Origin of the sequence: Clostridium aciditolerans, from assembly GCF_016316925.1 — a bacterium.
Lineage (GTDB): Bacteria > Bacillota > Clostridia > Clostridiales > Clostridiaceae > Clostridium_AM > Clostridium_AM aciditolerans.
The window spans coordinates 48,439-61,675 of the sequence record NZ_JAEEGB010000005.1; the positions used below are offsets into that span (position 1 = coordinate 48,439).

The 13,237-nt window shown below is 32.4% G+C and carries 10 protein-coding genes and 2 riboswitches; of the genes, 2 read left to right on the top strand and 8 right to left on the bottom strand.

The features are described from left to right. Positions 1-654: 654 nt before the first annotated feature. Both I6U51_RS03995 and I6U51_RS04000 read left to right on the top strand, forming a co-directional pair. Positions 655-2,946, top strand: coding sequence for a ribonucleoside-diphosphate reductase subunit alpha (locus I6U51_RS03995; protein WP_211141304.1), 2,292 nt, complete (start codon positions 655-657; stop codon positions 2,944-2,946). Between the two features lie 83 nt (positions 2,947-3,029). Continuing rightward, positions 3,030-4,058, top strand: coding sequence for a ribonucleotide-diphosphate reductase subunit beta (locus tag I6U51_RS04000; protein WP_211141305.1), 1,029 nt, complete (start codon positions 3,030-3,032; stop codon positions 4,056-4,058). A gap of 152 nt (positions 4,059-4,210) precedes the next feature. Here the strand turns inward: I6U51_RS04000 and I6U51_RS04005 are convergent, their stop codons facing one another. From I6U51_RS04005 to I6U51_RS04040, 8 genes are all read right to left on the bottom strand, one after another. Then, on the bottom strand, positions 4,211-4,534 hold the full coding sequence (locus I6U51_RS04005) for an energy-coupling factor ABC transporter substrate-binding protein (protein WP_211141306.1): 324 nt from the start codon (positions 4,532-4,534) through the stop codon (positions 4,211-4,213). Beyond that, complete coding sequence (locus tag I6U51_RS04010) at positions 4,534-5,286, bottom strand: energy-coupling factor ABC transporter permease (RefSeq protein WP_211141307.1); 753 nt, start codon at positions 5,284-5,286, stop codon at positions 4,534-4,536. The genes I6U51_RS04005 and I6U51_RS04010 overlap by 1 nt, the downstream gene beginning before the upstream one ends. Positions 5,287-5,325: 39 nt before the next feature. Continuing rightward, entirely contained in the window at positions 5,326-6,180 is an 855-nt protein-coding gene (locus I6U51_RS04015; RefSeq protein ID WP_211141308.1) for an energy-coupling factor ABC transporter ATP-binding protein, read from the bottom strand. Positions 6,181-6,192: 12 nt separating this feature from the next. Then, the gene (cbiQ, locus tag I6U51_RS04020) at positions 6,193-7,092 is read right to left on the bottom strand and encodes a cobalt ECF transporter T component CbiQ (RefSeq protein ID WP_211141309.1); all 900 of its coding nucleotides are present in this window, start codon (positions 7,090-7,092) and stop codon (positions 6,193-6,195) included. 162 nt (positions 7,093-7,254) lie between these two features. Beyond that, positions 7,255-7,437: riboswitch (cobalamin riboswitch) on the bottom strand. A 133-nt stretch (positions 7,438-7,570) separates the two neighbouring features. Next, positions 7,571-8,542, bottom strand: a complete 972-nt coding sequence (locus I6U51_RS04025; protein ID WP_211141310.1) for a TIM barrel protein — start codon at positions 8,540-8,542, stop codon at positions 7,571-7,573. 20 nt (positions 8,543-8,562) lie between these two features. Then, positions 8,563-8,811: a cysteine-rich small domain-containing protein gene (locus I6U51_RS04030; protein WP_211141311.1), complete on the bottom strand. Its 249-nt coding sequence runs from the start codon at positions 8,809-8,811 to the stop codon at positions 8,563-8,565. A 138-nt stretch (positions 8,812-8,949) separates the two neighbouring features. Beyond that, the gene (locus I6U51_RS04035) at positions 8,950-11,793 is read right to left on the bottom strand and encodes a cell surface protein (RefSeq protein WP_211141312.1); all 2,844 of its coding nucleotides are present in this window, start codon (positions 11,791-11,793) and stop codon (positions 8,950-8,952) included. A 173-nt stretch (positions 11,794-11,966) separates the two neighbouring features. Next, entirely contained in the window at positions 11,967-12,782 is an 816-nt protein-coding gene (locus tag I6U51_RS04040) for a hypothetical protein (protein WP_211141313.1), read from the bottom strand. 267 nt (positions 12,783-13,049) lie between these two features. After that, positions 13,050-13,237: riboswitch (cobalamin riboswitch) on the bottom strand.

Here is a 13,237-nt window from a genome sequence, read left to right on the forward strand (position 1 = left end):
ATTCAACTTTTAGGACTTGCAAAGGCTATTTCATCATATTTTTATAATAATGCAATAGCCTCTGCTATGCATTAAAAATATCTCTTGTCATAAATAGTTCCTCCAATCTTTTTTCTATATATATTTTATCAACTCTACATGCTATGTAAAACCTCATTCTTATTTCATAAATATAAATGAGCCAATATGATAAAAATCATATTGACTCAATACTTTTATAGAAAAGATTGAAACTTATCAGCTTTATCCTTCTCAGCATATCTATAAACACGACAATCGTGATCTCCCAGATATAACAAAGGATCAACTTTTGAGATTTGTAATCCGATTCATATCCACAAACATCAATCTCTTTCATTAAATTTCTATAAAGAATTTTAATTATAGTGAAATTCAAATAAATATTACTTGTTATATTTTTATACTATAGCAAACAATTGCATCTATACTTTTTAATAGGCTTTCTATTGGTAATAATAAAGCCATATACAATATATAGCGATAATATAAGATTTTTGCACAATATATTGTAGTTATAACCATAAATCCTAATTTTATGGAATTGATTTCTAACCTAGTATCTAATATAATTAATTAGCAATTATTATTTTATAATAAGCATTCTTAATATTATAAAGAAGGCAGGATTAAGTTATGAATATAAAAATTAAAAAGAGAAACGGAAACTTCGAAACTCTTAAAGTAGAAAAAACAAAAAAAATGATTATGCTGGCTTGTGAGGGACTTGATGGCTGTGACCCTCTCGAACTTGAATTAGATTCAAAAATACAATTTAGAGATGGTATGACAACAAAGGAAATCCAAAAAACTCTTATTCAAACAGCTATTGAAAAAGTTATTCAAACAAGTAAAAATTCTAGTGGAATAAGCATTAAGAAAACTAATGTCAATTGGCAATATGTTGCTGCTAGGCTCTTATGCTTTGATTTATATAAAGAAGCTAAAATTAACAGAGGCTATAGTCATTTTGGTTATGGTGATTATTATAAACTAGTAAAAAACATGGTAACAAACAATCTATATGGCAGTTACATAACAGAAAATTATACACAGGATGAAATAAAAGAATTAGGAAATTACATAGTTCCAGAAAGAGACGATCTTTTCAATTACGAGGGTTTAAAATTATTGAACGATAGATATTTAGTTAAAGGGAAAAATGGAGAAATATTAGAACTTCCTCAAGAGCGTTTTATGACTATAGCTATGCATTTAGCTATACCTGAAGGTAATAAAAAAGTTTTTTATGCTAAAAAGTTTTACGATATTTTAAGTGAACTAAAAGTTACCGTTGCAACTCCTACTTTAGGTAATGCAGGAACACCTTTTTATCAGCTAAGCAGTTGTTTTATATCAGTTATAGGTGACAATTTATGGTCAATTTATGATGTAAATCAGAAATTTGCACAGGTTTCAAAGCATGGTGGAGCCTTAGGTATTTATGTAGGAAAAATAAGAGCTTTAAATAGTGAAATAAGAGGTCATAAAAACGCTTCCGGCGGTGTAATACCTTGGATAAGATTATATAATGATACAGCAGTAGCTGTTGATCAGCTTGGAAAAAGAAAAGGCGGTGCAGCTGTAACTTTAGATATATGGCATAAAGATATTTTTGATTTTCTTGATCTTAAAACTAATAATGGAGATGATAGAAGAAAAGCTCATGACATCTTTCCTGCCGTAAGCATTCCAGATTTGTTTATGGAAAGATTAGAAAAAAGAGAAAACTGGTCCCTATTTGATCCATATATGGTGGAAAAATTAATGGGCTATAAAATAGAAGATTATTTCGATGATGAAGATAATAAAGAATTTACAAAGAGATATTTGGAATGCGAAAGCAATCCATTAATCCCCAGAGATACTGTTCCAGCTCTTGATATTATGAAAAAAGTAATGAAAAGTGCAGTGGAGACAGGAACGCCTTTTATTTTCTTTAGGGATACCGTAAATAAAGCAAACCCAAATAAGCATGCTGGTATGATATATTCATCAAATTTATGCCATGAAATAGCTCAGAATATGAGTGAGAGTGAATTGATCCAAGAAGAAGTAATTCATGAAAATGGATATCCAGAAGTTGTTCAGAGAATTAAGGCTGGAGATATGGTAACCTGTAATCTCAATTCAATAAATTTAAGCAAAGTTAAAAAAGAGGAGTTTAAAGACTGCATTCCTCTTCAAATAAGAATGCTGGATAATGTTATATCCCTTAATAAGCTTCCGGTAAAAGAATCTAGAGTTACTAGTGACAAATATAGAGCTATTGGACTCGGAGCAAGCGGCTATCATCATCTTCTTGCCAATAGTCAAATAAGATGGGAAAGTGAAGAACATTTAAAAGCGGCAGATGAAATCTTTGAAGAATTATCCTATATTGCGATAAAAGCTTCTATGGAATTGGCAAAAGAAAAAGGTTCCTACCCTGCCTTTGAAGGCTCAGAATGGCAAACAGGAAAATACTTTGAAAGGAGAGGCTATAATTCCGATAGATGGAAGGATTTGAAGAAGGATATCCAAACTTATGGTATACGAAATGGCTATATTACTGCTATTGCTCCTACAGGCAGCACTTCCAATATAGCCAATACAACGGCAGGTATCGACCCTGTATTTAAAAAGTTTTTTATTGAAGAAAAGAAAGGAAGCTTTACACCAAAAACTGCCCCAGATTTGAATGATGATAATTTTTGGTTCTATAAAGAAGCTCATACTATTGATCAACTATGGAGCATTAAAGCCTGTGCCATTAGACAAAAACATATAGATCAAGCTCAAGCCTTTAATTTATATATAACTCCGGATATAAAAGCGAAAGAAATACTAAATATGTATGTAGAAGCTTGGATGCAAGGCCTTAAGACTATCTATTATGTAAGAAATAAATCTTTGGAAATGGATGAATGCACAAGCTGCTCAAGTTAATATAACAGAGTTAAATAAATCAAAAGATTTCGAAATACCTTTTAATAATAAAATAATATCTCTCAAAGGGGAGGATTAATCACATGATTAAAAAAATGATATTTAATGAGAACGGTCAACGTGGAACAGAATCTATGATAAACGGAAACACTACAAATTTAAGAGAATGGAATAGAATAAAATACAGCTGGGCCAAGGATTTTTATAGAACAATGCTTAACAACTTCTGGATACCAGAAGAAATATCCCTTAATGAAGATGTAAAGCAGTTTTCTTACTTAACAGATGGAGAAAGAAATGCCTTTGATAAGATTATTTCTTTCTTAAACTTTCTTGATTCAATACAAAGTGAGAATTTACCAAATATATCTAGATATATAACCGCTGCTGAAGTTTCTTCTCTATTAAATATTCAAACTTTTCAAGAAGAAATACATGCGCAAAGTTACTCCTATATTCTTGATACTGTTACTAATCCAATTACTAGAGATAAAATATATGATGAGTGGAGGAAAGATGAAAATCTTCTTAAAAGGAATAAATTTATAGCAGGAATATATGAAAAGTTTAATAAGGAACCAGAAACTGATAATTTCTTACGAGTTTTAATGGCAAACTATATACTGGAAGGAATATACTTTTACTCAGGCTTTAGCTTTTTCTACACCTTAGCAAGGCAAGGAAAAATGACAGCTACTAGCACAATTTTTAAGTATATAAATCGGGATGAAATTACTCATCTTGTACTTTTTCAGAATATTATTAAAGAACTTAAAAAAGAAAACCCTCATCTCTTTACAAACAAATTAGATGTAGAGTTCCGAAATATGATGCAGACAGCAGTAGAGCATGAAATACACTGGGGACAATATGTTACTAATAACCAAATTTTAGGACTTAATAATGAATTAATAGATAGATATATTAAATATATTTCAAATCTTAGACTTACAGCAATAGGCCTAGAACCTCTATATCCTGAAGTTTCTGAACACCCCATGGAATGGATTGATAGTTTCTCTAGGCTAAACAACACTAAGACCGACTTTTTTGAAGCGAAGGTCACTAGTTACACCAAATCCGCGGCCTTTGATTTTGATGATCTTGATTAATTCAAGGAGAGTCTTCATAAATTGGAGACTCTCCTTCTTTTATAAAAATAAAAGCCCCGTCCAGTATAGAACTGGAGAAGGCTCTAATCAGGCACTGCTTTTTGCAGTGCCGTTATTTCTTTATCTTTCAATTATATGAATATATAAAAACATTATGCAGTTTTACCCTGCTGATTTTCTTGTTTTTTTCTCTCTACTAATCTTCCCATATAGAAAGCTAGAACACCTACTCCAATACCTGTCTGTACACAGAAGAGTAGACTCTCAATTTCTCCTGGTAATTCTCCACCAATCCAAGTTTCCATAACAGGTGTAAACCAAGGCTTATACTCGGTACCTGTAATCTGGGAAACAACTTGGCTTCCTGCATCATCAGAGCCACCGAATTCAGCACCCTTTAATGTAAATAATGGTATAATAGCAATCAATGCAGCAATTACTAATAAGATTATGACTTTCTTTTTTGTCTTTGCCATTAGTTTTCACCTCTCTTTAAAAATCCAAGACCTGTCAATTCAGATTTTGCATATGTTTCAAGACCTATAATAATGACAACAGTCAAAATACCTTCTATAATTGCTAGTGGAAGCTGTGTCGGTGCAAATACTGCAAGGAACTTGACTGCAGATGCTGCGATACCACCGTTCTGAGATGGATATGCAAGTGCAAGCTGGATACTAGTTACACAATAGGTAAATAAATCACCAATTGCTGCTGCTAGAAAAACTCCTACATGTTTATTTACTTTCAACTTTCCACATAATTTATAAATTCCATAAGAAACTAATGGACCTGCAATAGCCATAGAAAATGTATTAGCACCAAGAGATGTTAAGCCGCCATGAGCAAGCAGGATTGCTTGGAAAATAAGTACAATGATACCTAGTATGCTGACTGCAGTTGGTCCAAATAAAATTGCACCAAGCCCAGTACCAGTCATATGTGAACAACTTCCTGTTACTGATGGAATCTTTAAAGATGAAATTACGAAAATAAATGCACCTGCCATAGCAAGAATAGTAATGGATTTACGGTTTTCAGACAATGTTTTCTTAATTGATAAGTAACCTGTTACTAAAAATGGAACGCAGATAGCACCCCATATAATACAGAATTTTGGTGGAAGATATCCTTCCATAATGTGCATTGCGTTTGCTACGGTCTCTACTCCGAAAGTTAACGCAAAAACTGTCATAATAGCGACAATTCTCTTTTCTTTTTGATTCATTTTATTTCTCCCCTTTATGTTGTTTTGATTTATATTAATCTAAGCTAAAGCACCTAGAAAAGATACCTGTTCTCCAAGCATTTTCTTAAATTCTTGTGTACTTTTCGGATAGACTTTTGTATCCTCCAGCAGATGTTTCTCTACAAGCAATTCATAAACCTCCAGCATGGTTGGCTGTTTTAGATTCGCCTGTTTTAAAATTGTCCTGTTTTGGAAAATTTCTAGCGGTGTTCCATCTGCGATAATTTTTCCATGGCAGAATACAAGGACTCTTTCAGCCCATCTGTATGCGAAATCTACATCATGAGTGGAAATCAGCATTGTTTTACCCTCGGCGCCAAGCTTGTCCAAAACTTCTTCTAATATTAATGCATTTAAAGGATCCAGTGCTGCTGTTGGTTCATCAAAAATGATAATTTCCGGCTTCATTGCAATGATATCCGCAATGGTAACACGCTTTTTTTCACCGCCACTCAAATAATGTGGTGGACGATCCTTGAAGTCCGAAATATTCATATATGCCAGTGCTTCCTCAACACGTTCCTGTACTTCCTCTTTTGGAAGCTTTAAATTCATTGGCCCAAATCCAACTTCTGCCCTAACTGTGGATGCGATAATTTGATTATCTGCATCCTGAAATACGATTCCGATATTTTTTCGAAGCTCTTTTAAATTCTTTTTATTAGCAACTGTATCTCGGTAAGTGATTTTTCCCTGTTCTGGTGTAAATACACCGTTAATATTCAAGAAAAATGTAGACTTTCCAGATCCATTGGAACCGATGACAGCGATTTTCTCACCTTCATAGATATCCACGCTTACACCGTCCAGTGCAGTCTCTCCATTTCCGTAAACATAGTATAGATCTTCAACCTTTAATATTGGTTTTTCCATAATTGCTCCTTTCTATCTTGTAAAGCCCCAGAGCAGAATCAAAAAAATTATGAATGCTACTGCTGTGACAATCTGTATTGCCTCTACCTTTTTATCTTCTTCCAAAAATATAAGATCTCCATCATAGCATCTGGCCTCCATAGCATCATAATGAGAGCTTGCCTTTTTCAATGAAACAACCAGCATATTGCTTGCAATGCTTCCAAATGTATAGCAGGAAGTTTTAAAATTACAGTATCCATGACGGGATTCTGCGGAGTTTTTCATTTTAGTATAAACATCCATTAAAATAAAAATGTAACGGTAAATGATATTCATCAGTTCTACAATAAGCTTTGGCACATGTGCTTTTCGAAGCACATATATAATCTCGGAGGATGGGGTTGACAGTATCATCATCTGTAGGGCACTGATAGCTGCAAAAACCTTCAGAATCAAGAAGGTCACTTCCTTAAGTTTTTCCAGAGAAGTAAATACATAGCAGAAACCAAGATATAAGTTATACTGCCCCATCGGCTGCTTTGAGAAATCAATAGCAATGGTAAATGTGCCAAGGAGGATAAACCCGATTTGAACTGCCAATATTGGCAAGTATTCACGTATTGGAAGCTCTCCTTTTACAATGGTTAGATAAGCCATCGCAATAATAACCATGGTAGATACATAAGGGTTATCCAATACAATACAAAGAATCAATGTCACAACAGAAAGAGATACTTTAAAAGTAGGATTCCAATGTCTGATTTTAGAAGTATAAGCATAAAAATCAATTGAAAACCCTTCACCGTGTCTATGTCCGATTCTATGGTGGTGATGATGTGTTTCCCTATGGGTGTGACCATCCCGATGTTCCCATTTAAAGAAAAAGACAGCCATCAAAAACATGACACATAAAATAATAATTTTTTCCATGTCACACCTCATTTAAACTTTTTATTGTTGCATAGAGCTTCTTTAAAATTAAAAAAATCCTTTTAACTCAAGTGTTAAAAGGATTTCAAAGATAAAATGCTCATTCATAAAATAATACTGAATACATTTTCATTTTAACGCCCCCCCTATCACTCGTAGAGTTTACAGTGCACAATATAGGCAGGTCTTCTGACTTAAGAATCATTATTTAAATACGCCTTCCCAGTTCCCCAGTGGCTTAATGTATTTAAACTCCTCTATTACAGCTACGGGATAGTTCAGGACTTTCACCTGATTCCCTATTAATTAATCCAAATTGATTAAACCTATATTTTACTATTAAGTTTACTTTTAGTTTATATCTATTAGTAAGTAATGTCAACCGATGTTTTACATATTGTACTAAAATCATGTGTTTTTAGTATAATATAAGAAAAGCATATTTGGTCTCTTATTTTTTTTCATATGCCTAAATACTTTACATAAAAACTCCATTTTGAGTTTTTATATATTCTTCGAGTTGTTCAAGAGAACTTGTTATAAATTCATATACAAAATATTCTGGCTTAATATATTCAATAAGATCTTTTACACATTCATCAGTAAAAGGTTCATGCCTGTCTATATTTGATACATGGCTGAATACCTTTTCAAGCATTTCATTAAAACTCGTATCTTTACACATATCTATTTTATTATTCATTTGTTCTATAACATATTTTCCAGATAAAGAACAATTAAGGTGAAGACCCTTTATGAAAGGTTTCAATTCACCTAGATTATTAATGGTGTTTAATAAATATGTAACAGCTTGCCTTTCATCTTTAAGCTGTAAATTTGTATTCATTAAATGTGCTGTATCAAGCATAAATCCTTTATTTGAATATTGAACCTTATCTAATAATCTTGCTGCCATATTTTTATCAAGCATAGTAAGACCAGGCCACCATAAGTTTTCAAATAACAATTTCACATTAGTATTTAAGTCCTTAAAAACTTCATTTATTAGTTCAGCCGCAGCATCTATAACTTCACAGTCGGAGTATGTAAAGTTATAGTTAAATACATGTTCTAACTGCACATGGGATACATGAAAGACTACATATTCAGCCCCCATCTTATTAGCAACATCTATTTCCTTTTTATAATGTTCTATTATAGTTTCTTTATTGATTCCCCCATAAATCTCTTCTATAGTATCTTTATTTTTAAACTGCCTTAGCAGTTCACTTCTATTATCCTTCCAAAAATCAAGCCATACTGGATAGTACCTTAAATGTATTCCTTTAACCACTTTTTTAGGCAGAAAATTTTCATTCCAGTTTATAGGGTTTAAAAGTTCAACACCATCTATATCATACTTCTCTAAAAAACTTGTTAGTTGATTAATGTCATAATTGAACCTTGCAATATCATATTCATACGTAGATAAATTTATAAGCTTTAACAACGCACTCTACATCCTTTTCTCTATTTTTTATCTCTATTATTTTTTATTATTCTACCAATAATATGATCATATCCCTTCTCAGAATGTGGTATCATACACTTGCTACAATCTTTAATGCCATTTGTATATGTATAATTACCTTGACAATCTTCAAGAAAATAAAGTGCACAATAGCAAAATAGACAATTAAATCTCTCCTTATTCTCTACATTGTGACAGGGAAAAAATTCACATTCCTTGTGTTGAAAAAATTTATAATTTTCACTCATACTTTCATCTCCTTACTTATTTACATTATATCGCTTTTTTACAAAGATAATTAAAATTTAAATTTTGAATTTTTATGTATACAAAAACCCATACAATTTCTAATAGAAAAATATATGGGTTTTTATATACCTTAAATTCTATTTATTTGAATCAAGGGGGATATCTACAACATTTGAAATAGGGTTCATATTTTCTAAACTATCACATACAAAGGCTTTCATTTTGTATGTTCCTTCTTTTGGCAGTTTCATCATACTAGTTAAAACAGCTGAGTCTCCTTTTTTAATATTGTTCTTTCCACATGCATAACCTGCAAATTTATTATTTTCATCATACAATGCTACCACTAATAAACCATCTTGATCTTTATCAGAATTGTTTACAGCTTTTACAGATACTTTGACATCATTACCTAACTTAAAGGTTGAACTTGCATTTAAGTTACTTATCTCTATTGATGTTGGTTTAGGATTTTGATTTACTTTTTCTTCTGCTGCAGTTAACTTAGCCTTTACTTCATCTTTAATAGAAGCTTTTTTAGCATCGCTGAGTCCATCATATAAAGCTCTTGCTGCGGCAACTTCTGCTTTGTTATCAGAAGTAATATTTTCTGGCAAAGCTTTTATAGCATTGTTCACAGGCACAGTAGAATCTTTAACATCTGTACAATCAAAAATAGAATTTCTTCCTTCATATGCTCTTATAAGAGACTCTAAACCTCTACCCATTTGTGCAGGTTCATAACTATTCTTCTCTATTTTGGTAGTACCTTTTTCAATATCATAGGATTCTAATGGATCATCTAAAATACTTTTGCCATTTTTAATAAATTTTTTATCAAAGATGTCCACATGAGCCATTCCTAGAGTTATATACACCTGAGCATTAGTCCATGGATTACTATACTCATAACTATAGCCTCCATAAAAGAAACCTTTATAGGTTTGAGAGTTTGAGATTTGATCAAGTCTATGATTCATATTTTGTTTTACATCATAGTACTTGTCTCCTTCTTTTGCATTTGGATTATAGTAAGCTGCAATAGGTTGAAATCCCATAGTCCACATATCCGGAGCCATATTCTCTAATACTATGGAACCATCAGCACCTTTTGTTCCATTTCCAGGTTTAGCCCACTCATGTATTAAATCCTCTAAGTTAATATGATTACCATCCTTTGGAATAGCATAATTATAAGAATTCAATGCAAAAACTGCATACTGATTTTTAAAAATTTGTATTGACACTTTTAAATAATCATTATTTGAAATAATATCTATTAAATCATAGGCTTCAATATCACGAGGATCATATCCAACAGCAGTAATTGCCAAAACTAATTTTTCCCACTCTGTCATCTTTACATCCTGCACAGTTATGCCTGCTGCTTTCATTTTCTTTAATCCATCTCGCACACTTTTAAACCAGTCATCATAATATCCTTGCCTTACTCCTTTATAACCAGAACGAGCAGCTGAAAACACACCCCACACATCTGCCATAAATATAATAGTACCTTCTTGTTCTGGAGCTGGAGCTTTATCTCCACTCCAAGTAAATTCCGGAACAGCTCCTTGTCCAATCTCTAATTTTTTGTAGAGAATATCCTGTGCCTTTTTAGCATTTTCTATCTGCTCTTTTTGCTGCTCTTTTCTAGGTCCTGGAGCTCCGTTATCTTTAAGTTTAGCAGTGGAAGGTAAAGCTTTACTCAAAACAAATTTATAATCGTCATTTTTAGCATTAGTTAACTTTACCTTACTTAAATCAAAATTTACAGGTACGTCTCCAATAGTTGGTGCTGAAAAGGTTACATCTCCATCATAAGTAGCAGTAACATTATATTTAGCTATTAAAGCTTCATTTTCAGAGGATTCTGCAACTATCTTTATATCTTTTACTTTTGTTTTAAGATTATCTGCTACAGAAAGATTGGTATCATAGGTTTTATCTTCAGCGGTTATCTGGACATTTACAGGAATTGTAGTTGCTACTTTATTTTCATTTTCTGGATTTAAATAAGGGTAACCATCATTTACAGAAGGATCCATTTTCCAAGTTTTATCAAAGTCGAAACCTAAAGCTATATAGGTATCTTTATTCTTCATTTCTGCAGTTGTACAACCCTTGGCAATATCTATTGATGAAGTATATCCTGATGTATCTTTATCATAAGCACAGTTTTTTATACTTTTATAAGGACTATTGTAAACCATATCACCAATAGGGTTAATAGAATTTTTATCACTTTGGCCTAGAAATTTTCCACCAAAATAGCAGTGTTCTATTTGATATAAATTTGCAGAAATGCCGTAACTTTTTTGATTATCCGGATATCCATCTCCATCCTCATCCGGTACACTACTTTTAAAAGTAATATTGCTGTAACAATCCGATATATCACCGTATATATTCAAACTGGAATCGCCAACTATCCCTGCTACACCAAGTATTCCAGTAGTAGTTTCAATTGTACCTGTAGTAGAACAGCGAGTAATTTTACCTTCTGATCGATTAGCAATTAAACCATAATATTTACTACATGGCTCGTATTGAATTACAGCATCATAATCTGAAATAACTACATTAGCATCGATTCTAACATTTTCTACCACAGCATCTTTATTAATAAATGCAAATAAACCGGATGCCTTATCAGTATAACTGCTTATAGTATGAAATTTACCATTAAAGGTACCATTAAAAGTATTTGTATTTGTAAAAGCTTGTAAAGGTTCTGTGGATTTACTTATATCAATGTCCTGAGTTAAAACAACATTTTTACCTGAATAATCTATTCCCTTATCAATATCACTTCGTAATTTATTCAAATCTGCTACAGATGCAACTATGTAATTTCCTGAGGTATCCATGCTCAATGATGGTGTCAATGCCCCATCAGCTTTAGCACAATATGGTGTAAATATAGTTAGTATAAATACAAGTATCATTCCTAAACTTAGTGTTTTAGAAAATTTTTTCATCTATATTCCCCCTTGTATACTGAAATAATGGGCTAATTATTATTAGCCCATTATCATACTCTAGTAAAACTATTTTTTAAACAAAAATTTGTTTTTAGTATATGTTTGCATATACTTTTAAATGCTATTTTACTTAGTTCAATAATAGATTACTTAAAGCCTTAAACTCTAAATTATTTTAAATTACCACTTACATCCATATCATCATCAACATCAGCTTGAGAAATTGTTAAATTTTTCAAATCATTTAGTGCATTAGTATAAGCTGCATCGGTTTTGTTGCTGTGTTTAGCCATAGCTTTTATTAAAGTTGTTTTGTTTGCTCTTGTGAAGAAAGGTGAAGTATACGCAGCAGTGTTCCAATCATAGTATCCATCAGCCTTAGTTTGAGTTGGTAAATAAGCATTTAATCCAATATCTGCTCCCATAGCTGCACTGAATTCCCAACGAATTACAGCATCGCTTGGTAAATCAGCTAATTTTGTATCAGCACTGTAGTAATTACCAGCATTATTATCTGTATTTTGAACTGTAAACATCCATCCAGAAATTCCACTACATTCTTTTTCTCTTAACCAGTTTGCATCAGTTATAATAGGTTGAGCTGCTGTTGAAGTAAAGACGATACCTTTAGTTGCATCTTTTACATTTTTATAATATTTATAATTTTTATTAAAAACAGCTTGAGTATCTGAAGTATCTGCAAAACCATTTACATAGTTACCATATCCACTTGAAACTGAACTAACATTAGCAGCACCTGCTGCCTGTTTTGTAGCATCTAGAATTGTAGAGCTATCATCAAGCGTAACTGCTACTGGCTGTAAAATAGGAGCTTGTCCTAAAACATTTTTCTCAACATCCACATAAACAGTTTTTGGAGTTCCAGCTGCATGTACACTATTGAAAGTAGATGGTACTACAGCTCCTAAAGTTAATGCTGCCACACATAAAGTAGCAAATAATTTATTTTTCATTCTTTTGATCATTTTTACACACTCCTTTGAATTTTATTTGTTTTCCTGCCACTTTGCTTATTTCTCATCATTAGTAGTTTAGGGATGAAGTAACTTTTAAATTCTAGCCTTATTAATTCTTATTGATCACCTCCTAGCTTTCTTAGTCAGTGACAATAATAAGTAAATAATAAAAAGACCCTCCTTCGAAGGTCTTTAATTATACGATACGAATACAGCTTTAGTTCAAAAACTAAAATTATGTTATCGCTCGATACTTATCTTTCCCACCGAAAGAACTATATCCATTGGTAACAGGTAGGTCTACTGGCTCGGCATCATCCTACTCCCCATACCTTCCCAAAGGCTTGTACCTTCAGTGGCTATTTCATGAGTTTCGTCTTCCTTACAGCAGCGGGGGCTGCAGTGGCTTTTAACCACTTTCCCTATTAATTCCCGTGAGGGAAGCCTGCTCCAAATATTATGAA